Genomic DNA, 24,712 nt, shown 5'->3' on the forward strand with positions numbered 1-24,712 from the left:
GGTTCAAGCAATGGCGCGGGATCGCCACCAGATACGACAAGTACGCCCGCACCTACCACGGCGGCGTCCTCCTGGCCGCCACCATCATCCTCGCCCGGCCATGAATTAGGAGACACGCCCTAGGCCGCCGTCGATGATCACGTCCTGCCCGTTGATGTAGGACGCCTCGGCCGAGGCCAGAAAGGCGACCACGTCCGCGACGTCGTCGGCAGTTGTGACGGTCGGCGACTGCCTCGGCGCCGCAGGCCCAGTCCTCGTCGGCGCCGCCTCGGCGGCGGCCACCGGCTGGACTATACCTCTCCTCGCTCTCAGATGTCGGTCGGCGATTGCAGATATGTCGGTCAGACTGGCTCTCAAATGTCGGTTGGCATGTGTAGATGTGTCGGCTGCTTTACCTCTGAAATGTCATCTGCCCAGGGAGGATCCTATGGCGGAAACACTGATTCCACGGCGAGTGGCAGACCTAGCCATTGAGTTCCTCGATAGCTTTCGAGTCTTGATCTCAACGGACCGCGACAGTCCGGAAAGACCACCCTGCTACAGCAACTGAACGCCGAGCGTCAAGGTACCTACTTGACGCTTGACGACGGCGCGTTCCGTGCATCAGCGCGAGCCGACCCTGGGGTGTTCATCGCGGACGGGCCACGACCCATGTTGATCGACGAAGTCCAACGCGGTGGGGACGATCTCGTGCTGGCGATCAAGTCAGCCGTCGATCGTGACACACAGCGCGGCCAGTTCGTGCTGGCGGGATCCACGCGTTTCCTGTCTACGCCGTCCCTGAGCGAGTCGCTGCCTGGGCGAGCTGGAATTCTTGAAGTTTGGCCGTTCTCCGAACAAGAGCTGGCCGACAGCACCGCATCGTTCCTGAGCACCGCATTCAGCCAAGCCGACGAGTTACGCTCGGCGGGTCCAAGTAAGTATGAGCGACATGACTACTTTGAGCTCATCTGCCGCGGCTCGTATCCAGAACCTGTCGCGATGCGATCCCAGCTGGCACGCGATGAGTGGTACCGAACCTACCTTCAGGCCGTCATCGACACAGACATTCGAGAGATGGCTCGCATAGAAGAATCGAGCAACCTGGGGCAACTGCTACAACTATCAGCCGCCAACACTGCTCAGGAGATCAACACAGTCAAGACCGCCAGCGACCTACAACTACACCGGACCACCGTCACTCGCTACCTCAACTTGCTCGAGACCGTCTTCTTGATCCGTTTTCTCCCGGCGTGGTCACGGAACCTGACTGCCCGCACCACGCACCGCCCCAAGCTTCATGTCACCGACACTGGTTTAGCGGCACACTTGGTATCGGTGGACGCCGAAGGACTGGCAGCACGGGTGTCGCCTGCAAGGGGCCCCCTCGTGGAATCGTTCGTCGTCAACGAACTAGCGAAGCAAGCTACGTGGTCACCGTTTCCGGTGCGCCTCTACCATTGGCGTGTTAGTCGCGGGCCCGAGGTCGATCTCGTCGCCGAACGGACCAACGGCCGGATCATCGGTTTCGAGGTCAAGTCCACCGATGCGATCAACCGTGACGACTTCAGAGGCCTAACGACGCTGCGTGATCGTCTTGGCGATGATTTCGTTCATGGATTCGTGTGCTACACCGGTCCCCGCACATTGTCCTTTGGAGACCGGCTCACTGCCATCCCGATCAGCGCACTGTGGGACCGCTGAGCGCCGCCTGATCGTTTCCACGGACTCTGCCCCATCGGGTTCCGGGCCGCGTCATCCCACCCGATCGGCCTGCGGGATCGCAGCGACTAGGCCTCCGTCGATGATCACGTCCTGCCCGTTGACGTAGGACGCCTCGGCCGAGGCCAGAAAGGCGACCACGTCCGCGACGTCGTCGGCGGTGCCCACACGCCCGGCGGCGATGTCAGCGACGACGGCGGCCTGCGCCTCCGCGGAGACGTTGGCGTGGAACATCGGTGTCTCGATGTACCCGGGGCTCACGGAGTTGACCCGCACTCTCCTGGGCGCAAGCTCTGCGGCGAGGGTGTGTGCGAGGTTATGTACGGCCGCCTTGGTCAACGCGTATACCGAGGCGCCGGGTAGGCCACGATGCAGCGTCCACGACGCGTTGATCACGATCGACGCGTGGCCGGACAGCAGCGGGAGCATCTTTTGAACGGTGAAGTAGACCCCTTTGAGGTTGATCCCCACGACGCGGTCGAACTCGTCCTCCGTGACGTCGGCGATCGGCTGGAAGGAGGCGACTCCTGCGTTGGCGAAGACGACGTCGAGCCGGCCATGCCGTTCCCGGATGGCAGCGGCGAGCGCGTCCAGGTCACCCAGGTTCGCCGCGTCTCCGGCGACGGCCAGCAGCCTGTCTCCGGCGGCCAGGCCCTCGACCGCTGTTTCCAGCCGAGCCTTGTCCCGGCCGGTGATGACCACATGTGCGCCTTCGGCCAGCAGCCGCCGCGCCGTGGCCAGTCCCATGCCGCTCGTGCCGCCGGTGATGAGCGCGATCTTGTCCTCGAATCGGTGTGTGTTCGCTGTCATGAGATCCAGGCTGCGGCCTGCGGCACGATCCAGGCAGTGCGCAGTCAACCTGTGAGTGGCACCACCACCCTCATCCGGCGGTTCGTTCCGGCACGGACACGCCGGTTCCCAGCAACCCGTTCAGCCGATCCCCGGTTCCGGTTCCGGGCCGCGGGTTGTACAGCTCCAGGTACCAGTCCGGACGATCGGCGACCACCAGCGGCGTCATGTCGAAGATCAGCTCGCCCACGTCGGGGTGGCGGACGGCCTTCACCGCCTGAACGGGTGCGGCGACGTCGTGCCGCTCCCACAGCTCGGCGAACTCGGGGCTGACGGCGCTGAGCTCGGCGACGACCCGGTGGAACTCCGCGTCGTCGGGGAAGTGCGCGGCATCGGCACGGAATGCGGCCACCACCGCCGGCGCGACCGATGCCCAGTGCACGTGCACGCTGCGGTACCGGGTATTGGTGAAGAACGTGAACAGGCAGTTGTGATCGGTGTCGCCGTAGCCGAGCACCGTCCGCGCGGCGTCGTTCACCGCAAGCAGGTTCCAATACCGGTCGCGCAGCAGCGCCGGCGGGCGCCACGAATCGAGCAGGTGCCGCAGTTCAGGGGTGACCGCGTCACCCCGGGTGCAGCCGGCTGGAGGCGGATTGAGCCCGGCGAGCAGGTAGAGGTGCGCGCGCTCGGACTCGGACAGGCGCAGTGCCGAGCTGATCGCGTCCAGCACCTCGGCCGAGACGTTGATGTCGCGGCCCTGTTCGAGCCAGGTGTACCAGGAGACGCCCACACCCGCCAGCACGGCGACCTCTTCACGGCGCAGGCCGGGCGTGCGGCGCTTGCCCGCCGTCGGCATCCCGACGTCCGCCGGGGTGAGCCGCGCCCGCCGGCTGCGCAAGAAGTCACGCAGCTGCTCACGGTCACCAGAACGTGTGCTCACGAGCACCACACTAAGCGGGCGTCTCCATGATCATGAACACTTACCGTGCTATGCGAACGGGAAGTGTTCATGATCATGGTCAGGCGATGGCGGCTGCGGCCGCTTGACCGGCAATGCGGCCGGAGAACAGGCAGCCGCCGAGGAAGGTTCCTTCCAAGGCACGGTAGCCGTGCATCCCCCCGCCGCCGAACCCGGCGACCTCCCCAGCCGCATACAGTCCGGGGATCGGTTCGCCGACGTCGTCCAACACCCTGGCCGAAAGATCGGTGTGCAGCCCACCCAGTGTCTTCCGGGTCAGGATCGATAGTCGCACCGCCACCAGCGGTCCCGCGTCCGGATCCAGGATCGCGTGCGGCGCGGTGACGCGCATCAGCCGGTCACCCACATACCGCCGGGCTTCCCGCACGGCCTTGACCTGGGCGTCTTTGCCGAGACCGGTCAGCACTTGATCGTCGCGTGCGACGATCTCCCGCTCCAGCGCCGTGGAATCCACCAGCTCCTCACCCACCAGCTCGTTCATGGCGTGCACCAGCTCAGGAAGGGTACGCCGCACCACCACGTCGCCGCCGTGCCGGACGAACGCACCCACCGGCCCTGTCATCACCGAGCCGCGCCGCTGCAGCAGTCCCAGCAAGTCCCGCGAGGTGAGGTCGGGGTTCTGCTCGGACCCGGACAGCGCGAACTCCTTGGTGAGGATCCGCCGGTTGAGGACGAACCAGGAGTGGCTGTACCCGCTGCGGGCTACGTGAGCCAGCGCGCCGAGGGTGTCGAACCCGGGAAAGAGCGGTGCCGGCAGCCGTCGGCCGGTCGCGTCGAGCCACAGCGGCGACGGACCGGACAGCACACGCACCCCGTGCCCGTTCCACACCGGTGTGTGGTTCGCCAGTCCTTCGGGGTAGTGCCACATCCGGTCCATGTTGATCACGCCGCCCCCCGCGGCCTCCGCCGTCTCGAGCATCCGCCCGTCGACGCAGTCCGGGACGCCCGACAGCAGATGCCGTGGCGGCTCCCCCATCCGGGACGGCCAGTTCCTGCGCACGAGTTCATGGTTGGCGCCGATGCCGCCCGAGGTGACGACGACGGCCTGCGCCCGGATCTCGAAGTCACCGACGACGGTTCGCGGGCTCGGCCTGCCACGCTCCGCGCCGCTGGGTTCCAGCACCTCGCCACGGACACCGGCCACCGCATCGCCGTCTTTGATCAGTCCGGTCACCCGATGCCGCCAGCGCACCCCGGCCAGGCCGTGCTCTTCAGCGAAACGCAGGCGCCGGATGAACGGCTCCAGCACTCCCGGGCCCGTGCCCCAGGTGACGTGGAACCGGGGCACCGAGTTCCCCGGGCCGCTCGCCAGTGAGCCGCCCCGCTCGGCCCATTGCACCAGCGGGAACAGCCGCAAGCCCAGCCCGTGCAGCCACGACCGCTTCTCGCCGGCGGCGAACTCGACATAGGCCTGCGCCCACTTCTTCGGCCACTCATCCTCCGGGCGGTCGAAGCCGGCCGAGCCGAGCCAGTCCTGCCACGCCAGCTCCAAGGAGTCCCGGATTCCGAGCCGGCGCTGCTCCGGCGAGTCGACCAGGAACAGGCCGCCGAAGGACCAGTGCGCTTGCCCGCCCAGCGAAGCCTGCGGCTCCTGCTCGACCAGCACCACGCGTTTACCGGCCGCGACCAGTTCCGCGGTGACCACCAGGCCTGCCAGGCCCGCTCCTACGACGACCACGTCGGCGTCGTCAGCCACTCGTCTCACCTCCCGAGTCGGTTCTACGGAGTGTAGAGGTCGAACCGGTCAGTCAGGGTTGTGGTTTTCCACACCCCTGGCGCTGCGGTGTATCCGCCGGACTGTGCGGCTGACCTCATGGCCCTGACCTGCACGGATTCGTAGCGTGACGGATGTGATAGAAACACGACCCACATCCGCACGCGTTCCGCTGCTCGTGTCCGACGACGCATCTCCGCCGTCCGACGGCATGGTCGGCCTCGCCGTCGACCTCATGGAGAAGCTCGGGAGCGTGGGCGCGGGCCTCGCCGTCGCACTGGAGAATCTGTTCCCGCCTATCCCAAGTGAGATCATCCTGCCCTTAGCGGGCTTCACTGCCAGTCAGGGCGAGATGAGCCTCGCCGCCGCAATCGCCTGGACTACCGTTGGCTCGGTGGTCGGTGCTCTGACGTTGTATCTGGTCGGAGCCTTGATCGGCCGCGACCGGGTCCGCGCCATCGGCGAGCGGCTGCCGTTTCCCACACGGCCGGATACAGCCGCCGCGTGCTGGCCGTGCTCCGCTACTTGGGGGCCTGAGCCGAGCGAGATGACGTTCGTCCATTTCCGTCAGCTTCGCGCAATTCGGCCCAACCCGTACCCCTGGAGCGTGATCCGACGTTTACCTAAGGGGTGATAGTCGCGCGAGCTTAGGTGGAGCCCTTGGATTCGGTAGCACGACGGAACGCGGAGTCGCTGCTCCCAGCCCAGGAAGAGCCCGTCCGCGGAACCGAACAGTTCGCTCATGTCTTGGCCGCCGCACAGGCGAATGCCGGCTGGGCATTCGAACGGATCTTCCACCTGTTCGCCCCACGGGTCCGGAGCTTTCTGCAGGCGCGCGGATCGCTCGAACCGGACGAGTTGACCAACGATGTCTTCATGGCGGTGTTCCGCGCCGTGGCCAGGTTCGAAGGAGACGAGTCCGCGTTCCGGGCCTGGTTGTTCACCATTGCGCACCACCGCCTGATCGATGAGCGTCGCCAGCACGCCCGCCGGGGGTCGGTCGTCCCGTCCGATCTGACGGAATACCACGACGAGTCCGGCGGCGACGTCGAGTCCGAGGCGATGGCCATTCTGGACCGCGACTGGGTCGGCGACCTGCTCTCGCAGCTCGTGCCCGCCCAGCGGGACGTGTTACTGCTGCGCGTCGTCGCGGATCTCACCGTCGATCAGATCGCGCACGTCGTCGGGAAGAGTCCTGGGGCGGTGAAGGCGCTGCAACGGCGCGGCCTCGGCGCTCTACGGCGACTCCTTGAACAGCAGGGCGTACCCCTACAGCGGTCCACGGACGTTTTTCAGGATTGAGATGGGTATACAACGAGACCTCGACGAACTGGACGACCGGACCGCAGAAGATCTGCTCTCCGGGCGGTTCCGTGGCGACGACGTCGGCTTGGACGACCTCGCCACGTTCGTCGACGAACTGCGCGCCGGAGCCGCCGGTGCCGCTCCGCCCGCGGCACGTCCGGATCTGACCGCCGTCTTCCGGTCCGGTCTGCCGACGGAGCCCGCCCACGCGGCGACGGCCGTCGCACCCCCGCCTCGGTGGCGACCCAAGCACAGAAGGCGGCCCGCCTTTACCGGCCTCGGCGCGGCACTCGCCTCGGCCACCGGGAAGGTGCTTCTGGGCACAGCTGCCGCGGTCGTGACCGTCGGCGCCGCGCACGTGGCAGAGGTGGTCCGGATACCCGGATTGCCAGGTCCCGCCCCCGTGGCGGAAGAGAGCCCGCTCGGAGAAGGTTCGGAGGCCACGAGCGAAAGCGACCAACCGGCTCAGGAAGCCGGTGCGTCGGCAGAACCCGAGGCGGTCGAAGCTCCGGGGTTCAGCGCGGACGGCCGGTCCGCAGCGGACACCGAGACCGCCCCGGCCGATCACACTGGGGACAACCCGGGGTCAGACGACTCCGGGGACGACGGCTCCGCCGACACCGAACACGCCCACGGATGCGCCGAGGGGGACGAGGGCGACGACGAGGCTGCCGACGGCGAGGATGAGGCGTCCGACGGCGGGCAACAGACCGGCTCGGAGGTCTCCGAAGAGGCCGCCGAGGACGGCGGTCCGGCACACGAGCAGACACCTCCGGCCTGCTCCGATGACGACGAGAAGGACTCCGATGGGAAGGACAAGCCGGACACCCCTGCCAACACGGTGAGCCCCTCGCCCGGTCCCGATTCGAACCCCTCCGACGAGCGCAAGCCCGAGACCGTGCCGCAGGGCGGCGGCGACAAGGGAGACGTACGCCGGCCGGAACCGCCGAGCGGGGAACGGCCGTGATGTCCGGGGCCGCTGCCGCCTGATCTCCCATCGACGCGACCCGTCAGCCTCGCCCCTCCCCGGGACGCTGCGGCGTACGCAACCCTTCCCGGGGGTTCAGCGTCTAACTGACATGCGTACCCTGGCGTTCGGCGCCCTGGCCCTGCTTGTCCTGACGGCTTGCGGCGAAGATTCAGCAGAACAAGACGACATCGTCGCCCCGGCCGATTCGGTCGCCGTGTCCGAAGGGCAGGACGGCAGCGAAGAAGGCGAACGCATGGAGTCCGGCGGCGATATCGCACACCCACCGAACGTGGTGGTGCGAGCGGGCGACCAGAGCCTCAGTCTGCAGCCGTACGCGTTCTGCTGGGGCAACGGTTGCGCTGACGGCGCGCCACCCGAACCGCCCCCCGACATCGGTGAGCATGCCGCGTTGACCGTCGAGTTCCCGGAAGAGAACTGGGAGTTCTCGGCGAGCTTCCGCCGGGCGGACGACCCATGTGCCCGCACGCAGACCCTCGACCTGGAACGCCGCTCACCGACAACGTTCGAGCTGTCGCCGGCCGGCTTCGCCGACACGTATGTCGTGGATCTGTTCGGCCAAGGCGACACGGGTGACGTGGCGACGCAGTTCCGCTGGACGACGACCGCCGACGGTGCGCTGCCCGAGCCGTGGACACACCTCGCGATCCTGGCTGAGCACGACGGCGAAGTCGACAGCTACGGTGTCGAATTCGCCGTCGGCAACCTGGCGCGAAGCCCGGAAGAGGTAGCGGCCACGATCACGGTCACGGCCGCGGGCGGCGAGTCACTCAGCTTCGAACCGACTCGTAGCGACACGGGGCCGGCGGGGTGCGAAACGACGGAAGGGCTGCTGAGCTGGTACGGCCCCGAGCGACAGGGGCTCGAAGCCGCCGCGCTCGGCGATCCGCCGTTCACCTACACCGTGGAACTGCTGCTGGACGGTGAACGCTACGCGGGCACGGCGACGTGGCCGGACGACGAGATACCAGGCAACGAACCCGCCGTCTACCTGGAGTTCGAGCCGGCCCTGCCCGCTCTATCGACGGACGACCGTCCAACGGGCGGTTGACCGACGAACACCAGGACAGCGAGAGGGCGACCGGTGCCTGGCCGCCCTCTCGCCGGCTGTGTCCGAGCAGCTTAGGCGCATGCGGCGATGGCGTCGTCCTCGGCTGCTTCGATCGCTGCGATGTCCAGATGGGAGATCGCCGGCGTCCCGCCGTCCGGCCCCTTCTTCAGGGTGCCTCCGGCCAGCACGGCCTTGGTGTGGATCAACGTGGACGTCGTGACCCCGGCCGCATCGGCCAGGACCTCGATGCCGGCCGGACACAGGCCGGTGAACTGGAACGCCAGCTCTTCAAAGGTCGCCCAAGCGGGAGAGCTTGCGGAGCTCTCCTGGGCGCGTTCGTTGAGGTTCTCCCGGAAGCAGAAGTGTGCCGACGCCTGGCTCGCGGCGAGTCCCACGATCCCGACCGTCGCCACACTCGTGAGCAGCGCTCGACGCAGCGTTCTTCCCATGACGTACCCCCCCTACATGTGGCCGGCACCGTTGCCGGCCGATGGCGCATCTTAAAACGAAAGTGTTGATCAGGGAACCCCCTGCTCGCACGTCCTGCACACTGCGGGCTCGAGACCGCACGTATATGGGGACCTATCCGGGCTGCTGGGCCACGTCGACACGTTGCCGCGCCACGTCGTCCGGTCTGATCGTCTGGCCGTTCACGGTGCCTTCGACGGCCGCTTCGTACGATCTGGCGACCTCCACCGCTGGTATGCCGCGCGAACCGTCCTCGCCCATCGCCTGCAGCGTCTCTCGCACCCAGCCCGGGCTGACCACGTTGAGCCGAACGCCGCGCGGCATCTCCGCCGCGGCAGCCCACACGAAGCCTTCCAACCCGCTGTTGGTCAGCGCGGCGAACGAGCTACCAGGCATGGGATGATCGAAGGCACCGCTGGTCAACGTGATCGACCCGCGGTCGTTCACACGCTTCAGCGCCCGCCGCACCAGGTGTACCTGGCCGAGCAGCTTGTCCCGCAGGCCGACCGTGAACGCGTCGTCATGCGGATGCTCGAGCGGCGTCAGCCGTCCGCTCGCGGCGCAGCACACTACCGCGTCGACGTTCCCGACCGACTCGAAAAGGGCGTCGATGCTGGCATGATCGGCCAGATCGACCCAGACTCGGCCGCGTCGTGAGGCACGGATGACGTCATGCCGCCTTCGCTCGAGGGCGCTCACGACGGCCGTGCCGATGGTTCCTGTAGCTCCGATGACGATGACTCTCATGCCATCCCAGCCTGCGTGTTCGCGAGCGAGCCGACCAGCCACGGCGACACGTACGCCCGGCACGTGTACACCTGCGGCGACCACGCATGCGAAGGGCACACCCGCGGTACGTATACCTGGCAGGTTCAGGCACGAACGACCCGTATCAGGCAGGCTGCATGTCATGAGACCTGTGGAGGCAGCCGAGACGGGTGCAGCCGCGGCAGAGCTCGGCGCGTTCCTGCGGTCGCGCCGTGGCCGCCTCACCCCGGAAGACGTGGGCCTGATCGACTACGGCGAGCGCCGCCGGGTACCCGGTTTGCGCCGCGAGGAACTCGCTCAGTTGGCCGGGGTCAGCGTCGGCTATTACACCCGCCTCGAACAGGGCGTGAGCACCAATGCCTCGGATACGGTGCTGGATGCGATCGCGCGAGCGCTGCGGCTCAACGACGACGAGCGAACGCATCTGCATCGACTTGCGCAGCAGAAGTCGAAGCCGCGTCGGCGCCGGCGGCCGGAACGGCTTCGGCCCGAGGTCGCACGGATGGTCGGGGCGTTGCATGATGCGCCGGCGCTCGTGCTCGGCCGTCGCCTCGACGTGCTCGCCTGGAACCGGATGGCGCACGCGCTCCTTGCCGGGCACCTCGACCCCGAGAGCCCCGAGCGCCCGGCCGATCGGCCCAACTGGGTACGGCTGTTCTTCCTCGATCCGCACGTTCGCGACCTTTTCGTGGACTGGCAGCGGAAGGCACGCAACACCGTCGCCGACCTGCGCGTCATCGCCGGCCGGTATCCCGACGACGCGGAGCTTGCCGAGCTGGTCGGGGAGCTGACGATGAAGAGCGACGAGTTCGCGACCCTGTGGTCGGCTCACCCGGTGCAGCGCTGCGCCCACCACACGCAGACCTACCGGCACCCGACCGTCGGCGATCTGACGCTCGCCGACGAACTGCTGGAGTTTCCCGACGACGACGGCCAGCGTCTTGTCATCTTCCACGCTGAGCCGGGATCGCCGTCCGAGGCCGGACTCAAGCTACTCGGCACCGGCGTCGCCTCCGGCAACCCACGCGTTCCGGGCCGCACTGGGCAGGGCGCGGCGCGAACCGATACATAGCGTCATACACACGCGTCAGACGGCGGCGCTGCGGCGTTCCAGGAAGACGGTGTCGCGCCACACGCCGTGGTGCTGCGCGATCCGGTCGCGCACGCCCAGAGTGCGATATCCGGCCGAGTGGTGCAGCGCGAGGCTCGCCCGGTTCTCCGGGAAGATCGAGGTCTGCAGCGTCCATAATCCGGCGTCGTCCGCAGCGACCACTTGGCGGCGGATCAGCGCCTTGCCGACGCCCTGCCCGCGGAAGCCGTCGCCGACGTAGACCGAGGTCTCAGCCACACCCGAGTAGCATTCCCGATCCGAGACCGGCGAGGCCGCGGCCCAGCCGGCCACCTGCCCGTCCACCTCGGCGACCCAGCGATGGCCCGGTATCCACTTCCCCTCCAGCGCGCGCCGCGACGGCACCTCGGTCTCGAAGGTCGCGTGACCGGTGGCGATCCCCTCGGCGTAGATCCGGCGCACCGCGGGCCAGTCGTCGTCGGTCAACGGTCGCACCGTCACGCCTGCCGGCACATCCTCCGGGCAGCACGGCCCGGACGTGAGTACCCCCATGACGACGTCGGCAGCGTGCGGCAACCCGGTGCAGCATGCCGTGTTGACCGAGACAAGCGTGGCCGTACCTTCCTTGCGCACGCGGACGAAGCCGACCTCGGCGAGCTTGCGCACATGGTGTGAGCAGGTCGACTGGCTGATGCCCATCCGCTGAGTGAGCTCGCCGATCGTCATCCCGGCGCCCGAACCGGCCACGGCGTGCAGTAACCGGACGCGCATCGGTTCGGCCAGGCACGCGAACCATTCGGCATAGGTGGCGGCTTCCGCCTCGGGCAGCAGTGGAGCCTGCGCCGATGCGGTGCTCGCGGCTGGAACGGTCGTCGACGTCATGCTGACGAGGATAGTGCATGTATCGATCCTCATCGATGGTTGACTTCATCGACGGGGATCGATACATTTCCTCCATCGACACCCATCGATGAAAGGTTTCGCAGGATGACTCCGTCCCTCCCCTCCTCCGCCCCGACGGCCGCAGCCGCCGTCGAAGCGACCGTCCACAGCGACGAGACGCTACCCGTGGTTGTGGTCGGTGCCGGCCCGATCGGACTCGCCGCGGCCGCGCATCTGCTCGAGCGCGGACTCGACCCGCTCGTCCTCGAGGCCGGCGACGAGGCCGGTGCCGCCGTCGCCCAATGGCATCACGTCCGGCTGTTCTCCCCCTGGTCCGAGCTGATCGACCCGGCCGCCGAAAGGCTGCTCAAGCCGACCGGGTGGCGCGCTCCCGACGCCGGCAGCTACCCGACCGGCACCGAGTGGGCGGACCAGTACCTGCGCCCGCTCGCCGCCGCCCTCGGCGACCGGGTACAGCTCGGCGCGCGCGTCGTGGGTGTGGCTCGCCGCGGTCGCGACCTGGTGGTCGACGCCGGCCGCGACAGCGAGCCGCTGACCGTGCACGTCGCCTCGGCCGACGGCGAGCAGCGGATCGTCGCCCGCGCCGTCGTCGACGCCTCCGGCACCTGGTCCCGGCCCAATCCGCTGGGCGGCGACGGCCTACCCGCCACCGGTGAACGCACGGCGGCCGAACGGATCGCCTACCGCATCCCGAACCTCGACGACGAGCCGGTCCGCGCACGATACGCCGGCAAACGTGTGGCCGTCGCAGGAAGCGGCCACTCCGCGCTGACGGCGCTGGTGGCGCTTGCCGCGATCGCCGAGGATCACCCCAGTACGGAGATTCTGTGGCTGCTGCGTCGCGGCACACCCGGCGACGTCTTCGGCGGCGGTGACGCGGACCAGCTCCCCGCCCGCGGCGCGCTGGGCCTGCGAGCCAAGGCCGCCGCGGAGGCGGGTCACGTCCGCACCGTCACGGGGTTCCGCACCGCAGCCGTATACCGAGAGGCGGACGGGCGCCTGGCGCTCGAGTCGTTCGACGGTCAACGCCTCGATCCGGTGGACGAGGTGGTGGTCCTCACCGGGTTCCGCCCGGACTTGAACTGGCTCTCCGAAGTCAGGCTTGACCTGGACCCGGTGCTGCAGGCGCCACGAGCGCTCGCTCCGCTGATCGACCCGAACGTGCACTCGTGCGGCACTGTCTACCCGCACGGGGTGACCGAGCTCTCCCAGCCGGAGCCCGGCGTCTACCTGGTCGGCATGAAGAGCTACGGCCGAGCGCCGACGTTCCTGGCGATGACCGGCTACGAGCAGGTCCGCTCCGTGGCCGCCGCGCTGGCCGGGGATCGCGAGGCCGCCGAGCGGGTCGAGCTGACGCTGCCGGAGACCGGCGTCTGCGGCGGATCCGGCCTCTTCGACGAGGTCGGCGCCGAGGGGTCGGACGCGGGCTGCTGCGGCCCGGCCGGCCCGGTAGAGGTCACGCTCGGGACTCGACTCACCGTCGGCTCGAGCTCCTCGTAAGCGTTCCATGCAGCATGGCGGGGCCATGCGACGCTTCGCGTGGCCTCGCCGTAGTGAGAGCGACCCTCGATCCTTGACAATGGCACCGGTGAATCAGAGCCCCCAGTGCGTGAGCTCTTCGTCGACGCGGGCGGCGGCACCTGTCAACTCGGGAACGAGAGACTTGATGGCGCGGTGGGTAAGGCGTTGCGCGGGTGCCGCCACCGCGAGGGCGCCAACGGCGCGGTCGCCCGCGTGGACCGCGACCGCCACTGCGCGGACGCCCGGCTCCGTCTCCTCGAAGTTGAGGCCGTAACCACGGCGCCGGACGTCGCGCAACTCGCCGAGCAACGCATCCACGTCGACAGCGTCAGCCGCGGTCTCGAACCGGGCGCGGACGTCGTCGTCGCTCATCTCGGCGAGCAACGCCTTTCCTCCCGACGTCCGTGCCGCGGGCAGCGACATCCCCGTGCGTGAACCGATGTGCAGCATCTGGGTGGATTCCACGGAGTCGATGAACCGTACCTGGGAGCCGGCGAGCACCGCGAGGTTGACCGTCTCCCGCACCCGCGCGGCGAGCGCGTTCATGTGCGGCCGCGCAACCCAACGCAGCTGGGCATACCTGGCCGGCAACCCGGAGGCCCGCTCCGCGCCGGTCAGCACAGGCCCGAGACGGTAGCGGCGATCGCCGCTCTGCTCCGCGAACCCCCGGTAGACGAGCATTGCCAGCAGCCTGTGGGCGGTCGACCGGGCCACACCGAGCGCGTCGGCGGCGTCGCGCACGCCCAGCTCCGACTCACGCAACAGCAGGATCAGCCGCAACGCGTTGTCGACGGAGGCCAACGGGTACGGCGGTCGCCCAGCATTCTTCATAGAAGAATTGTGTTCTTTTCTGCGACACATGGCTAGTAGCGTCGTCCGCGGACGGTGTTGCCGTGCCGGAGACGCGAAGACGACGCCGGCGGCTCACCGCACCACTCGGCGCGCCACGCGTAGAGCGCCTACCACCGCACGCTCAGCAGGGAGGTCAATCGATGCCCAAGCTCGTGGACCAGGCGGACACCGCACCAGCCGACACACCGTACGCCGCGCACAACCAGCCCAAGGACACACCCGAGCTGCGCTCGCTGTACGACGCCTTCGACGCCGAACACCTCATTCCGCTGTGGAAGGAGATCGGCGATCTGATGCCGATGGAGCCGTCGTCGAGGGCTCACCCGCACCTGTGGCGATGGTCCACGATCCACCCGCTCGCCGCGAAGTCAGGCGACCTCGTCCCCGTCGGCCGGGGCGGCGAACGACGCGCGATCGCGCTGGCCAACCCGGGACTCGGCGGCCGCCCCTATGCCACGCCGACGCTCTGGGCGGCAATCCAGTACCTGGGCCCGCGAGAGACGGCGCCCGAGCACCGGCACACCCAGAACGCGTTCCGGTTCGTCGTCGAGGGCGAGGGCGTGTGGACCGTCGTCAACGGAGATCCCGTGGCGATGCGCCGCGGCGACTTTCTGCTCACGCCGGGGTGGAACTTCCACGGCCACCACAACGACACCGACTCCCCGATGGCCTGGATCGACGGCCTGGACATCCCGTTCGTGCACTACACCGATACTGCGTTCTTCGAATTCGGGCCGGACGAGGTCTCCACCCGCGAGACACCCGAGCGTTCCCGCGCCGAACGCCTCTGGTGTCATCCGGGCATGCGCCCCTTGAGCGCGCTGGAACCGATGCACAATTCCCCGATCCCGGCCTACCGGTGGGAGCACACCGACCGGGCGCTGAGCGAGCAGCTCGCCTTGGAGGACGAGGGTTACCCCGCGACGGTTGAGCCGGGCCACGCCGCCGTCCGCTACACGAACCCCACGACCGGCGGCGACGTGATGTCGACCATCCGCGCCGAGTTCCACCGGGTCCGGGCCGGCCAGCAGACCGTGGGCCGCCGCGAAGTCGGATCGGCCGTGTTCCAGGTGTTCAGCGGTGAGGGCACGGTCACCCTGGGCGATGCCCAGCACCGTGTCGGCACCGGCGATCTGTTCGTCGTGCCGTCGTGGACCACCCTGTCCGTTCAGGCCGAGACCGACCTCGACCTGTTCCGTTTCGCCGACACTCCGATCTTCGAGCGGCTGCACCAGGATCGGGTCGAGGTCGACGCCCCGGACGGGGGGCTCTCGTGAAGCTCGCCACCCTCAGGTTGCCGGGCCGCACGACGGCCGTCCGCATCGACGGTGACCACGGCACCGACCTCGGCGTTCCCGACGTCGGTGCGGTTCTGGGACGCCGTGACTGGCGACGCTGGGCCGCCGGCGTCGCCGGTAAGCGACTCCCGCTTCCCGGTGCCGGCCATTCCGGTGCCGACGGAACCCTGGACGCCGCCGGCAACCGCCCTGTGGACAACGCCCACGAAGGTTCCGGCGCGTCGTCATACGCGCCTGTGGTGCTCCGCCCGGGAAAGATCATCTGTGTCGGGTTGAACTATGCCCCGCACATCCGCGAAATGGGCCGCGAGCTGCCCGAGTACCCGACGTTCTTCGCCAAGTATCCCGAGGCGCTGATCGGGGCGCACGACGACATCGAGCTGCCGCCCGAGGCGCCGGACGCCGTCGACTGGGAGGCCGAGCTCGCCGTCGTCGTCGGAAGCCGCCTGCGTCGTTCGAACGAGGGCGAGGCCGCCGCGGCGATCGCCGGCTACTCGGTGCTGAACGATGTGACCATGCGTGACTGGCAGTACCGGACGCCGCAATGGCTGCAGGGCAAGACGTTCGAGGGCACGACGCCGTTCGGGCCGCTCATGGTCACACCCGACGAACTGGGAGCATCGGGCGAAGCCGACCCGAAGCTTGCCGACGGCGTCGCACTGGACCTGTCCTGCGACGTGGACGGCGAGGTCATGCAGCGTGCCAACACCCGAGATCTGGTCTTCTCGCCCGCGAGGCTGCTCGCCTACGCGTCGCAGATCCTGACGCTGAACCCGGGCGACGTCATCGCCACCGGTACGCCGGGCGGTGTCGGGCACGCCCGCGAGCCGAAGCGTTACCTCGCCACGGGTTCGACCGTCGTCACCCGCATCGGCGGCGTCGGCGAGCTTCGCAACAGGGTGACGACCGCCTGATCGTCGCCGAGCGGTGACTCCGGCCTTATCGCCGCGGTCCGGTGCGACGGACGGCCACGAGCACATCGACGCCCACAGGGCGTGCATACTGACCGGACGACATCACACGGATCGACACGCCCACACATGGACACGGGACGAACATGGACACGCGTATCTGGATGGACGACGGCACGGCCCTGCTGCTCGAGCGGATCGATGCACTCCCGCTGGACGAGCCCGGCGCCGGCGCCGAACCCGTGCCAGGGCTCAAGGGCTGGAGCCGCGGACACCTGCTCGCCCACATCGGTTACAACGCTCAAGCCTTGCAACGGTTGGCGCATTGGGCACGGACCGGCGTCGAGACGCCGATGTACGCCAGCACGGAGTCGCGCAACGCCGAGATCGAGGAGGGAGCGAAGCGGCCACTCGGCGAGTTGGCCGGCTTCGTGCGCACCTCCGCCTCCGACCTCGCCCGCGCGCTGGACGACCTGCCGGGGCCCGCCTGGAAGGCGACTGTGCGCACGGCACAGGGTCGTGAGGTGCCGGCACGCGAGATCCCCTGGATGCGCACCCGGGAGGTGTGGATCCACGCCTTCGACCTCGATCCGGAGCACGTCTCCTTCCACGACTTCCCGGCTGACCTGCTCGACGCGCTGATCACGGATGTCGTCGCGATGTTCGGCCGCCGTGGTGAGGTCCTCGGCCTCACCGTCGCAGCCGTCGACCGCGACCGTACCTGGACCGTCGGCGATACCGGTGCCACCGTCGTCGTGCGCGGCGATCTGGCCGACCTCGCCGCCTGGCTGACCGGACGCGCATCCGCGGACAACCTCACGGTAAGCGGCGCGGAAGCTCCGCCCGACCTGCCGCCCTGGATCTAGGGAGCCCCGCCCCGACGTCCGCTGGTGCTCGCTTCTTGAGTGCTCGTAGCGCACAAGGGCGGCCATGACCGCCGTTGACGCAACTGGCGCTCAACAAGCCACGGTGGTTAGCCGGGACTCGACCTCGTGTGCCGGTATACGCCTCGTTCCCGGTACCACGGGTACGGGCGGTCCCGAGGTGCACGGTCCGCGATGACCTGCCGGAACCGGTCGGCCAGCGTCGCGCGCCGGTCACGCGCCATGTCCCAGCCGTACCGCACGACCTCGAATCCCGCCTCGCGCAGGCGCCATTCACGCTCGCGCTGTTGCCGGATGATGTGAGCAGCGTCGAGACGAACGTTGTACTTCAGGTCGCCGTCACCTTCGAAGACCAGCCACCGGTCGTCCAGGAGGTGGTCGGCGCGGAATCGTACGGCGCCGAGGTCAATCCACGGATTCGACACCGGAACCGGCAGTCCGTGCTCGATGAACGTCAAGCGGCCCAAGGTCTCAAGCGCGGACTCCGAGTACGGATCCGCATGTTCGACAGCCCAGCGCGCTTCGGCCGAACCGGGCCAGCCATGCATACCCGCCAGGACGGCCCGCAGCTCGTCGCGGCCGGTTCGGAGCGCTATCGCCGCATCGGCGAGAACCAGCGCCTGGTCGCGCGGTGCCGTCCGACCGACGTCGACGACGGCGCGCGGCACCGACACGACACCGCATCCGCCCACTTCATCACGGTGCTCGAGGGGAAGCAGAACGGACCGCACCCGACCGAACACGAAGTCACCCGACGCGGCAGCACCACGCGGGACCACCACCGACGGCAGATCAGGTGGCGGACCGATGGCGGGCAGCTCATGGATCGCTACGGCCGACCATCCAGCCGCGTATGCAGCCGGACCGCACGCCAGCGTAAACGCCCGGGAGCGCAGCGCGAACGCCGGCCACGGTGGCATCGCCTCGTACGCCTCGCGCGACGCGTACATTCCATACGCGAGGCGGATCAGGAAGCCGCCGCGGCGCAGTCGCGCGATCCGTCCCCGGTCGATTCCGGCATCGGCCGCTGCCTGCACGCTGACGAGCCCTCGCCCTGCGGCGAGCAGCTGTTCCACCTCGCCCGGCAGCCGGCGGATACGCGATGGCATTCAGCCATCATCACGAATGCCTCCACTCCATGGCGAGTGCCTGCGGATCCTGTGGATAACCCCGACTTTCGGCTGACTATTGTCCACAAAGGCCGCATGCGTATGGTCCAACAGCGAGCCTGGCCGCAGCTCCTTGAGTGCCAGTGGCGCACAGGGGCCGCCACGACGGCCGTTGGCGCAACCGGCGCTCAAGAAGCGGGCGGCGCGGGGCTGAGCCCTACGGTCAGGGCCGCACCTCGGCCAGTCCGCCGGGCAAGTCCTCCGGCCGGTGCTCGTCCGCCACCTCGGAGCCGTCGGCGGGGAGGTCCTCGGGCAACGTGTCACCAGGAGTCTCCGGGGACTCGGGTGTTTCCGGAGACCCGGGCGTTTCCGGCACCTCCACGTCCGGGGTCTGCACGTCCGGGACTTCCGGCAGGTCCGGCTTCTCGGGCATGTCGGGCCGCGGCGCCTCGTCATCCTTGCGGCATTCCTCCGGAAGATCCTCGGCCGGGGTGCCTTCGGCCAGATCCTGCACGATGTCGTCGGCGCGGCCCTCGGCCGCCGAGTCCTGCTTCGCTTCGAGATCCGGCGTGGAGTCGTCGCCCTCCTCGTCATCGGGGAAGACGCAGTTGTCCGGCAGATCCACGTCCGGCAGATCCACGTCCGGCAGGTCTACATCCGGCAGATTCACGTCAGGGACGCCGCCGGTGGCCTTCTCCGCCACGTCGACGCCGAATGCCTTGCCGCCCTCCACCGGGTCTCCGTCCGTGGCCCGGTCCGAGATCTCGTCTCCGTCCACGCCGTGATCCGCCGACGCTTCCGCTTCCGCTTCGGCCCGTGCACTCGCACCGTCCTTGTCGTGTGCCGCGGCGACCTGCGCTTCTGCGGTGGCCGAGGCCGCCTGCGGAAGGCCCGGGACGTCGACCACACCAGCGGCGTGCGCTCCACCGACCCCTACGGCGACGGCCGCGGTTCCGAGTACGGCCTTTCCGGCCACTGTGGCGACGAACGCGCCCAGCGTCTCCAACATTCGCTCTCTCCTGTCCCACGACGAACTTCCAACGACGCTCACGCGCACCGCCCACACGGCGACCGCCGCCCCGCAGCGGTGACGCCTCGCGGTGCGCGAGCCTCACTCAGGTGAACGACACAGATGCCCTCAGGGGGTACGCCCTCTTTCCGCCATACGTCCCGAAATCGGCGCGCCGCTGCTTGTTGAGCGTCCGTGGCGAACGCAGCCCGCCGAAGACATGGTTGGCGAAACGGACGCTCAACAAGCAGCGTCCCACCCGAGAGTCAACGTCCAGCCCGAGGCATCCAGCGAGGCTCAGGGGGCGGTCGGGAGCCTGAGCAGGGCCTGGACGGGAAGGTGATCCGACGGCGCGCACCCTCCCGGGGCGGACGGATTGATCGCGGCCGCGTCCGATGCGATACCCGGCGTGGTGAGAATCCAGTCGATGCGCTGCCCGCCCACGGCCGGCTCGCGATAGGCAGTGAACGTGGCGTAGGCGGGCGTGCGCCGGTCCCGAGCCTCCAGCCACACGTCCCGCAACTCCGCGGCCAGCAGCCGGCGGTACGCGTCGCTGCGCTCGGCAGGCGCGTTGAAGTCGCCGGTGACGATCGTGGGGACGGGGGCGAAGGACCGTACGGTCGAACCGAGCAGGTCCGCCCCGCGCACCCGGGCCTTTTCCGAGGAGTGGTCCAGATGGGTGTTCACGACGACGAACTCGCCACCGGTCCCGCGGTCGGTGAACCGCACCCACGTCGCCATCCTCGGGATACTGTTTCCCCACGTCCGCGACGCCACCACCTCCGGCGTGTCGGAGAGCCAGAAATGCCCGTGCTCGCGTGGTTCCAGCCGCCGCGCGTCGTAGAACACCGCAGTGAACTCGTCTCGCGTTCCGCCGCGGCGGCCTTCGCCGATCCACTCGTAGCCGCCCGGCAGATCAGCGGCGATGTCCCGCAGCTGGTCGATGACACCCTCCTGGGTGCCGGCGACCGTCGGCCTCTCCCTGCGCAGGAGCTCCGACATCGCCGGACGGCGGTCTTTCCACAGGTGCCCGGGATCGTTCGCGGGGTAGCGGAGGTTGTACGACATGACGTGCAGCGCATCGCGCGGCGCCGGACCGATGAGGCAGGGGGCCGATCCGGTGCCGGACGGCTCATCATGGGCGGTCATCGATCACCACTCTCCCGCATCGGCGATCACGGCGTTCTCCGTCCCCCAAGGACACCTCCCCGGTCGAGCCACCGACGTCACCGCTGTCCCGGTGTGCCGCTGCAGTGAGCGCTACAGGTGCGCGCCGCCCGTGGCGTCGAGCACCTGTCCGGTCACCCATCGCCCGTCGTCCGAGCACAGAAACGCCACCACACCGGCGACGTCCTCGGGTTCACCGAGCCGCTTGAGCGCGGAGAGCTCCCTCGCGTAGTCGGCGAATCCGGGATTCGCCCGCATCTGATCGCGGGTCCGGTCGTTGACGACGACGCCGGGCGCCACGGCATTCACCGTGATGCCGCGTGACCCGAGTTGCTGCGCGAGCTGGAAGGTGAAGACCTCGAGCGCACCCTTGGTCATCGCGTAGGGCATGATCGCGGGCATCGCGATGCGCGCGACGCCGGACGAGATATTGACCACCCGCCCGCCGTCGCGCAGTCGCGGCAGCAACCGCTGCGTCACGAACAATGGCGCGCGCACATTGACGGCGAAGAGGCGTTCGTACTCCGCGAGGGTGAGACTCTCCACGTCGCTGGACTCACCGACTCCGGCATTGTGCACGACGATATCCAGTTCGGCAGGCGCAACGTGGCTACCCAGCACTGAGTCAAGGCCCGCCAGCACGGACTCCGGCGCGTCGTCGGCGGCGAGGTCCGCATGGATCGCGACGGCGTGGCCGCCGTGCCGCTCGATCTCGTGCACTGTTTCCTTGGCGCCCTCCGCGTCGCTGTTGTAGTGCACGGCGACGACCGCACCGTCCTGGCCAAGGCGGACGGCCAACGCTCGGCCTATACCCTTGCTCGCCCCGGTGACCAGGGCGTTCTTCCCCATGAGTGGTTTCGACATGGTGAGTCCAATTCGGGAGTGAACGATCCAGATATCGACCGTAGCAGATCTGGAGCGGTTACTCTAGAATTCTGTTCATGCCCCACCCACGCGGACGACCACGCTCCTTCGATGAGGCCGCGGCGCTGGACCGGGCCACACGTGTCTTCTGGGCACAGGGTTACGAGCCGACCTCGATGAGCGACCTCACCGAAGCGATGGGCATCTCGCTTTCCAGCCTGTACGCCGCGTTCGGCTCCAAGCGTGAACTGTTCCGCCGGGTGGTCGAGGACTACCAGGCCCGGTTCGGCATGGACGTGCCGGCGATGCTCGCGGAGGCCGCCACCGCGCGCCAAGGGGTCAGTGCGATGCTGCACACCGCCGCACGCACGTATACCGGCTCCGACCATCCACCTGGTTGCCTGATCATCAGCGCCGCGAACAACTGCGGCGAGGAGTCCGCCGACGTCCGCGCCGACTTGCGCCACCGCAGGAAGCGCAACGTCGCAGCGCTGGCGGATCGCATCGACACCGACATCGCCCGGGGACTGGTGCCGCAGCAGACAGAGCCGCACGCACTGGCGAGCTTTTACGCGGCCGTTCTCCAAGGCATGTCTCAGCGCGCGCAGGATCACGCGACGGAGGCCGACCTACAGACCATCGCCGACACGGCGATGCAGGCGTGGCCGGATGCACAAGCCGGCACGAGCGGGCGCGCCGGACGATAACCACATCATGCCGCCTTCGGGCCACCGACCAGGGCGTCCCAGGCCGTCATGGCCGATTCCACGATCGAGTCGAGCTGCTCCTTGGACGCACCGTCGCGCGCCTCGACAGCCATCCCGTGCAGGACCGTGCCGAGGAAGGCCGCGACGGCCGACACGTCAACGTCGGGGCGCAGCTCCGCCTCGGACTGCGCGCGCCGGAGCCGTGCCTCGATGGCGGCGACGGTCTGGCGGCGCAACTGGGCCAGGTGGTCGCGAATGCCCACATTCTTCTCGCTGCAGTTGGTCGCGGCCAGCACCATCATGCATCCGCCCGGCCGATCCGCCCGCACATGCAGGTCGGCGTTTCCCCGCAGCATCGCCTCGACGGCGGCGCGGGCACTCGGCTCGCCACTGAGCGCCCGGTCCGTCGCAGAACCATCGGTGTCCCGGTACAGCGCCACCGCTTCGCGGAACAGCTCATCCTTTCCGCCGAAGGCCGCGTAGAGGCTGGGCGCCTTGATGCCCATCGCCGTGGTCAGATCACTGATGGACGTCCCCTCGTAGCCGTGCTCCCAGAACAGCCACATCGCCTGCCGCAGCGCCGCGGCCCGGTCGAACCGGCGCGGGCGACCGCGCTCAGCCACGCCGCTCACCTCTCTCCGTGACGCGTGTTTGACGTGTCGTCGTCGCCTTGATACTAATTTATTTATCGATCGCTACAAAATAAGGAGTCTCATGCCTGACCTCACCGGACAGGTGGCCTTCGTCACCGGGGGAAGCCGCGGGATCGGCGCGGCCATCGCCACACGTCTCGCCCAGGACGGAGCCGACGTCGCCTTCACCTACCGCGCCGACAAGCGCAGCGCCGACGAGACGGCCGGCCGCATCCGCGCCGCCGGTCGCACGGCGCTGGCCATTCAGGCCGACAGCGCGGAGCCGCACGCCGCGACCGAGTCCGTGGACACCGTCGTGCGAAACCTCGGACGGCTGGACATCCTGGTCGCGAACGCCGGGATCTTTCCGAACGGCCCGCTCGACGACGTCACCCTTGACGAGATCGACCAGACCCTGGCCATCCACGTCCGTGCGCCCCTTCTCGCGGCACAGGCGGCAGCGGCGCACATGGGCGACGGCGGCCGGCTCATCGCCATCGGAAGCTGCTATGCCGAGCGCGTGCCGGTACCCGGCGTGACGCTCTACTCGATGACGAAGTCCGCGCTGACCGGACTGGTCAAGGGGCTCGCCCGCGACCTCGGGCCGCGTGGCATCACCGCCAACGTGGTGCACCCCGGCCCGACGGACACGGACATGAACCCGGCCGACGGCCCGGACGCGGAAGCCGAACGCGCGCTCACGGCGCTCGGACGATACGGCACGGGCGCGGACGTGGCCGGCATGGTGGCCTTCCTTGCCAGCCAGGAGGGTGCCTGGGTGACCGGCGCGTCGTTCGCCGTCGACGGCGGATACGCCGCATGAGAGCCCACACGGAGACGGAGGCGTGCCGGTGGCATGGATCGTACTGATCGCCGCAGCATTACTGGAGACGGTATGGGCGATCGCACTGAAGAAGTCCGACGGGTTCTCGCACGTCTGGCCCAGCACCATCGGCATCGCCGCGGCGGTGACGAGTTTCGTGCTGCTCGCGCTCGCGTTGCGTAGCCTGCCGGTCGGCACGGCGTACGCCGTGTGGGTCGGCCTCGGTGCGGCCGGCGTGGTCGCGGCGGGGATCGCGGTGTTCGGTGACGACGCGAGCCTGCTGCGGATCGGCGCCGTGGCGCTCATCTTGATCGGCGTCGTCGGCCTGCGCGTCCTGGGTGAATGAACGACGCCGGGCTCAGGCGGGAGCCACCAGAAAGGAGAGGGCCAGCACCAGGAACGCGGCCGCGCTCATGCCGTTCATCGTCCGTTGCCAGCCGGGCCCGATCAGCGGTTGGACGCCGCGCCCGACAGTGAACACCACGGCTGCCCACCACATCACGACGAACCCCAGCGTCGTTCCCGCCAAAACCATGGTCTGGGCGGTGACGCTACCGTCCGGCGAGACGAACTGCGGGATGACTCCGACGAAGAACAGCACGGCTTTGGGGTTGAGCAGATTCGTGGCGACGCCGTCCCGGTACGGATGGACGGCGAAACCGTCGGTGCGCGGCGCCGTGTCCGCGTCCAGGTGTTCTGGCGGCGTGGACACCTCCCGGACGTCGCCGTCGCCGCGTGCGCGAACGCCGTCGCCGCGTGCGCGAACGCCGTCGCCGCGTGCGCGAATGCCAGCGCTACGCAGCACGGATCTGAATCGCTGCTCGTCCGAAGCGGCGCCGCCCGCGGCCGACCCGGTCTCCGCGGACCGCGGCATTGACGGTGCCTTCGCGGACCTGGCCAGAAATGCACGGAGAGCGCCGACGCCCAGCCACGCGAGGTAGCCGGCGCCGGCGTAGCGGACGGCGTCGAGCAACGCGGGACGGGCGGCGAGGAGCGCGCCGACTCCGACGGCCGCAAGCGTGGTGTGCACCATCAACCCGGTGACATTGCCGGCGGCGGCGCGGATTCCCGCGCGCGTGCCGGTCAGCGAGTATCTGACGATGACGAAGAAGTCCGGCCCGGGGACGCACAGAACGATCACGAGGACGCCGACGAAGGCCGGCCACCGATCTGGCCACATAGAGTCAGACTGCGAACACA

At 68.8% G+C, this 24,712-nt stretch carries 26 protein-coding genes and 1 pseudogene; 13 read left to right on the forward strand and 14 right to left on the reverse strand.

What is annotated here, in order from left to right; translation table 11 throughout:
• Window positions 1-105 precede the first annotated feature (105 nt).
• The gene (locus G1H10_RS32595) at window positions 106-282 is read right to left on the reverse strand and encodes an SDR family oxidoreductase (RefSeq protein WP_216853804.1); all 177 of its coding nucleotides are present in this window, start codon (window positions 280-282) and stop codon (window positions 106-108) included.
• 264 nt (window positions 283-546) lie between these two features.
• Here G1H10_RS32595 and G1H10_RS35200 point away from each other — a divergent pair, with 264 nt between their 5' ends.
• Window positions 547-1,683: an ATP-binding protein gene (locus tag G1H10_RS35200; protein ID WP_246220130.1), complete on the forward strand. Its 1,137-nt coding sequence runs from the start codon at window positions 547-549 to the stop codon at window positions 1,681-1,683.
• A 51-nt stretch (window positions 1,684-1,734) separates the two neighbouring features.
• Here G1H10_RS35200 and G1H10_RS29965 read toward each other — a convergent pair whose 3' ends face one another.
• The 3 genes from G1H10_RS29965 to G1H10_RS29975 form a co-directional block, all read right to left on the reverse strand.
• Window positions 1,735-2,511 (reverse strand): glucose 1-dehydrogenase, encoded by a 777-nt coding sequence (locus tag G1H10_RS29965; protein ID WP_163744908.1) that lies wholly within the window; start codon window positions 2,509-2,511, stop codon window positions 1,735-1,737.
• A gap of 70 nt (window positions 2,512-2,581) precedes the next feature.
• Window positions 2,582-3,436 carry a helix-turn-helix transcriptional regulator gene (locus G1H10_RS29970; RefSeq protein WP_376778678.1) on the reverse strand — a complete coding sequence of 285 codons (855 nt, stop codon included), beginning with the start codon at window positions 3,434-3,436 and terminating at the stop codon, window positions 2,582-2,584.
• 73 nt (window positions 3,437-3,509) lie between these two features.
• Entirely contained in the window at window positions 3,510-5,165 is a 1,656-nt protein-coding gene (locus tag G1H10_RS29975) for an FAD-binding dehydrogenase (protein WP_163744911.1), read from the reverse strand.
• A 229-nt stretch (window positions 5,166-5,394) separates the two neighbouring features.
• On the opposite strand from G1H10_RS29975, the pseudogene G1H10_RS35205 reads away from it, so the two are divergent.
• The 4 genes and pseudogenes from G1H10_RS35205 to G1H10_RS29995 all read left to right on the forward strand — a co-directional run.
• A pseudogene (locus G1H10_RS35205) lies at window positions 5,395-5,658 on the forward strand (DedA family protein); the annotation flags it as partial.
• Window positions 5,659-5,843: 185 nt separating this feature from the next.
• Complete coding sequence (locus tag G1H10_RS29985; protein WP_163744913.1) at window positions 5,844-6,485, forward strand: RNA polymerase sigma factor; 642 nt, start codon at window positions 5,844-5,846, stop codon at window positions 6,483-6,485.
• Window position 6,486: 1 nt separating this feature from the next.
• Window positions 6,487-7,455 (forward strand): prolipoprotein diacylglyceryl transferase, encoded by a 969-nt coding sequence (locus tag G1H10_RS29990; protein WP_163744915.1) that lies wholly within the window; start codon window positions 6,487-6,489, stop codon window positions 7,453-7,455.
• A gap of 112 nt (window positions 7,456-7,567) precedes the next feature.
• Window positions 7,568-8,527, forward strand: a complete 960-nt coding sequence (locus G1H10_RS29995; protein ID WP_163744917.1) for a hypothetical protein — start codon at window positions 7,568-7,570, stop codon at window positions 8,525-8,527.
• Between the two features lie 71 nt (window positions 8,528-8,598).
• Here the strand turns inward: G1H10_RS29995 and G1H10_RS30000 are convergent, their stop codons facing one another.
• The gene (locus tag G1H10_RS30000; protein WP_163744919.1) at window positions 8,599-8,976 is read right to left on the reverse strand and encodes a hypothetical protein; all 378 of its coding nucleotides are present in this window, start codon (window positions 8,974-8,976) and stop codon (window positions 8,599-8,601) included.
• 133 nt (window positions 8,977-9,109) lie between these two features.
• Window positions 9,110-9,742 carry a short chain dehydrogenase gene (locus tag G1H10_RS30005; RefSeq protein ID WP_163744921.1) on the reverse strand — a complete coding sequence of 211 codons (633 nt, stop codon included), beginning with the start codon at window positions 9,740-9,742 and terminating at the stop codon, window positions 9,110-9,112.
• Window positions 9,743-9,905: 163 nt separating this feature from the next.
• Here G1H10_RS30005 and G1H10_RS30010 point away from each other — a divergent pair, with 163 nt between their 5' ends.
• A complete protein-coding gene (locus tag G1H10_RS30010; RefSeq protein WP_163744922.1) occupies window positions 9,906-10,835 on the forward strand; it encodes a helix-turn-helix domain-containing protein in 930 nt (309 codons plus the stop codon).
• A gap of 15 nt (window positions 10,836-10,850) precedes the next feature.
• Here the strand turns inward: G1H10_RS30010 and G1H10_RS30015 are convergent, their stop codons facing one another.
• Window positions 10,851-11,714, reverse strand: a complete 864-nt coding sequence (locus G1H10_RS30015) for a helix-turn-helix domain-containing GNAT family N-acetyltransferase (RefSeq protein ID WP_163744924.1) — start codon at window positions 11,712-11,714, stop codon at window positions 10,851-10,853.
• A 105-nt stretch (window positions 11,715-11,819) separates the two neighbouring features.
• Here G1H10_RS30015 and G1H10_RS30020 point away from each other — a divergent pair, with 105 nt between their 5' ends.
• Window positions 11,820-13,235 (forward strand): FAD-dependent oxidoreductase, encoded by a 1,416-nt coding sequence (locus G1H10_RS30020; RefSeq protein ID WP_163744926.1) that lies wholly within the window; start codon window positions 11,820-11,822, stop codon window positions 13,233-13,235.
• A gap of 93 nt (window positions 13,236-13,328) precedes the next feature.
• Here the strand turns inward: G1H10_RS30020 and G1H10_RS30025 are convergent, their stop codons facing one another.
• Window positions 13,329-14,087: an IclR family transcriptional regulator gene (locus tag G1H10_RS30025; protein ID WP_163744928.1), complete on the reverse strand. Its 759-nt coding sequence runs from the start codon at window positions 14,085-14,087 to the stop codon at window positions 13,329-13,331.
• A 161-nt stretch (window positions 14,088-14,248) separates the two neighbouring features.
• Between G1H10_RS30025 and G1H10_RS30030 the strand changes: the two genes are divergently transcribed.
• The 3 genes from G1H10_RS30030 to G1H10_RS30040 all read left to right on the forward strand — a co-directional run bounded on the left by G1H10_RS30030 (window position 14,249) and on the right by G1H10_RS30040 (window position 17,183).
• A complete protein-coding gene (locus G1H10_RS30030; protein WP_163744930.1) occupies window positions 14,249-15,385 on the forward strand; it encodes a cupin domain-containing protein in 1,137 nt (378 codons plus the stop codon).
• Window positions 15,382-16,320, forward strand: coding sequence for a fumarylacetoacetate hydrolase family protein (locus tag G1H10_RS30035; RefSeq protein WP_163744933.1), 939 nt, complete (start codon window positions 15,382-15,384; stop codon window positions 16,318-16,320). Before G1H10_RS30030 ends, G1H10_RS30035 begins: the two co-directional genes overlap by 4 nt.
• Window positions 16,321-16,463: 143 nt before the next feature.
• Window positions 16,464-17,183, forward strand: coding sequence for a maleylpyruvate isomerase family mycothiol-dependent enzyme (locus G1H10_RS30040; protein ID WP_163744934.1), 720 nt, complete (start codon window positions 16,464-16,466; stop codon window positions 17,181-17,183).
• Window positions 17,184-17,290: 107 nt separating this feature from the next.
• On the opposite strand, the gene G1H10_RS30045 is transcribed toward G1H10_RS30040, so the two are convergent.
• From G1H10_RS30045 to G1H10_RS30060, 4 genes are all read right to left on the reverse strand, one after another.
• Window positions 17,291-18,310 carry a type IV toxin-antitoxin system AbiEi family antitoxin domain-containing protein gene (locus G1H10_RS30045; protein WP_163744936.1) on the reverse strand — a complete coding sequence of 340 codons (1,020 nt, stop codon included), beginning with the start codon at window positions 18,308-18,310 and terminating at the stop codon, window positions 17,291-17,293.
• Window positions 18,311-18,533: 223 nt separating this feature from the next.
• Window positions 18,534-19,319, reverse strand: a complete 786-nt coding sequence (locus G1H10_RS30050) for a hypothetical protein (protein WP_163744938.1) — start codon at window positions 19,317-19,319, stop codon at window positions 18,534-18,536.
• A gap of 297 nt (window positions 19,320-19,616) precedes the next feature.
• Window positions 19,617-20,468, reverse strand: coding sequence for an endonuclease/exonuclease/phosphatase family protein (locus G1H10_RS30055; RefSeq protein WP_163744939.1), 852 nt, complete (start codon window positions 20,466-20,468; stop codon window positions 19,617-19,619).
• A 111-nt stretch (window positions 20,469-20,579) separates the two neighbouring features.
• On the reverse strand, window positions 20,580-21,350 hold the full coding sequence (locus tag G1H10_RS30060; protein WP_163744941.1) for an SDR family oxidoreductase: 771 nt from the start codon (window positions 21,348-21,350) through the stop codon (window positions 20,580-20,582).
• 77 nt (window positions 21,351-21,427) lie between these two features.
• On the opposite strand from G1H10_RS30060, the gene G1H10_RS30065 reads away from it, so the two are divergent.
• The gene (locus G1H10_RS30065) at window positions 21,428-22,057 is read left to right on the forward strand and encodes a TetR/AcrR family transcriptional regulator (RefSeq protein WP_163744943.1); all 630 of its coding nucleotides are present in this window, start codon (window positions 21,428-21,430) and stop codon (window positions 22,055-22,057) included.
• 5 nt (window positions 22,058-22,062) lie between these two features.
• On the opposite strand, the gene G1H10_RS30070 is transcribed toward G1H10_RS30065, so the two are convergent.
• Window positions 22,063-22,680 (reverse strand): TetR/AcrR family transcriptional regulator, encoded by a 618-nt coding sequence (locus tag G1H10_RS30070; RefSeq protein WP_163744945.1) that lies wholly within the window; start codon window positions 22,678-22,680, stop codon window positions 22,063-22,065.
• 91 nt (window positions 22,681-22,771) lie between these two features.
• Between G1H10_RS30070 and G1H10_RS30075 the strand changes: the two genes are divergently transcribed.
• A complete protein-coding gene (locus G1H10_RS30075; RefSeq protein ID WP_163744947.1) occupies window positions 22,772-23,512 on the forward strand; it encodes an SDR family NAD(P)-dependent oxidoreductase in 741 nt (246 codons plus the stop codon).
• Window positions 23,513-23,540: 28 nt separating this feature from the next.
• Window positions 23,541-23,858 (forward strand): DMT family transporter, encoded by a 318-nt coding sequence (locus G1H10_RS30080; protein WP_163744949.1) that lies wholly within the window; start codon window positions 23,541-23,543, stop codon window positions 23,856-23,858.
• 12 nt (window positions 23,859-23,870) lie between these two features.
• Here the strand turns inward: G1H10_RS30080 and G1H10_RS30085 are convergent, their stop codons facing one another.
• Entirely contained in the window at window positions 23,871-24,692 is an 822-nt protein-coding gene (locus tag G1H10_RS30085) for a LysE family translocator (protein ID WP_163744951.1), read from the reverse strand.
• Window positions 24,693-24,712: the final 20 nt, after the last annotated feature.

Source organism: Phytoactinopolyspora halotolerans (genome assembly GCF_010550675.1).
Taxonomy (GTDB): domain Bacteria; phylum Actinomycetota; class Actinomycetes; order Jiangellales; family Jiangellaceae; genus Phytoactinopolyspora; species Phytoactinopolyspora halotolerans.

Excerpts from the sequence above, each read along its gene's own strand:
- G1H10_RS29965 (WP_163744908.1), bottom strand. The coding sequence starts at position 2,511 with ATGACAGCGAACACACACCGATTCGAGGACAAGATCGCGCTCATCACC.
- G1H10_RS29990 (WP_163744915.1), top strand. The coding sequence starts at position 6,487 with ATGGGTATACAACGAGACCTCGACGAACTGGACGACCGGACCGCAGAA.
- G1H10_RS29995 (WP_163744917.1), top strand. The coding sequence starts at position 7,568 with ATGCGTACCCTGGCGTTCGGCGCCCTGGCCCTGCTTGTCCTGACGGCT.
- G1H10_RS30000 (WP_163744919.1), bottom strand. The coding sequence starts at position 8,976 with ATGGGAAGAACGCTGCGTCGAGCGCTGCTCACGAGTGTGGCGACGGTC.
- G1H10_RS30005 (WP_163744921.1), bottom strand. The coding sequence starts at position 9,742 with ATGAGAGTCATCGTCATCGGAGCTACAGGAACCATCGGCACGGCCGTC.
- G1H10_RS30010 (WP_163744922.1), top strand. The coding sequence starts at position 9,906 with ATGAGACCTGTGGAGGCAGCCGAGACGGGTGCAGCCGCGGCAGAGCTC.
- G1H10_RS30015 (WP_163744924.1), bottom strand. The coding sequence starts at position 11,714 with ATGACGTCGACGACCGTTCCAGCCGCGAGCACCGCATCGGCGCAGGCT.
- G1H10_RS30020 (WP_163744926.1), top strand. The coding sequence starts at position 11,820 with ATGACTCCGTCCCTCCCCTCCTCCGCCCCGACGGCCGCAGCCGCCGTC.
- G1H10_RS30025 (WP_163744928.1), bottom strand. The coding sequence starts at position 14,087 with ATGAAGAATGCTGGGCGACCGCCGTACCCGTTGGCCTCCGTCGACAAC.
- G1H10_RS30030 (WP_163744930.1), top strand. The coding sequence starts at position 14,249 with ATGCCCAAGCTCGTGGACCAGGCGGACACCGCACCAGCCGACACACCG.
- G1H10_RS30040 (WP_163744934.1), top strand. The coding sequence starts at position 16,464 with ATGGACACGCGTATCTGGATGGACGACGGCACGGCCCTGCTGCTCGAG.
- G1H10_RS30045 (WP_163744936.1), bottom strand. The coding sequence starts at position 18,310 with ATGCCATCGCGTATCCGCCGGCTGCCGGGCGAGGTGGAACAGCTGCTC.
- G1H10_RS30050 (WP_163744938.1), bottom strand. The coding sequence starts at position 19,319 with ATGTTGGAGACGCTGGGCGCGTTCGTCGCCACAGTGGCCGGAAAGGCC.
- G1H10_RS30055 (WP_163744939.1), bottom strand. The coding sequence starts at position 20,468 with ATGACCGCCCATGATGAGCCGTCCGGCACCGGATCGGCCCCCTGCCTC.
- G1H10_RS30060 (WP_163744941.1), bottom strand. The coding sequence starts at position 21,350 with ATGTCGAAACCACTCATGGGGAAGAACGCCCTGGTCACCGGGGCGAGC.
- G1H10_RS30065 (WP_163744943.1), top strand. The coding sequence starts at position 21,428 with ATGCCCCACCCACGCGGACGACCACGCTCCTTCGATGAGGCCGCGGCG.
- G1H10_RS30075 (WP_163744947.1), top strand. The coding sequence starts at position 22,772 with ATGCCTGACCTCACCGGACAGGTGGCCTTCGTCACCGGGGGAAGCCGC.
- G1H10_RS30085 (WP_163744951.1), bottom strand. The coding sequence starts at position 24,692 with ATGTGGCCAGATCGGTGGCCGGCCTTCGTCGGCGTCCTCGTGATCGTT.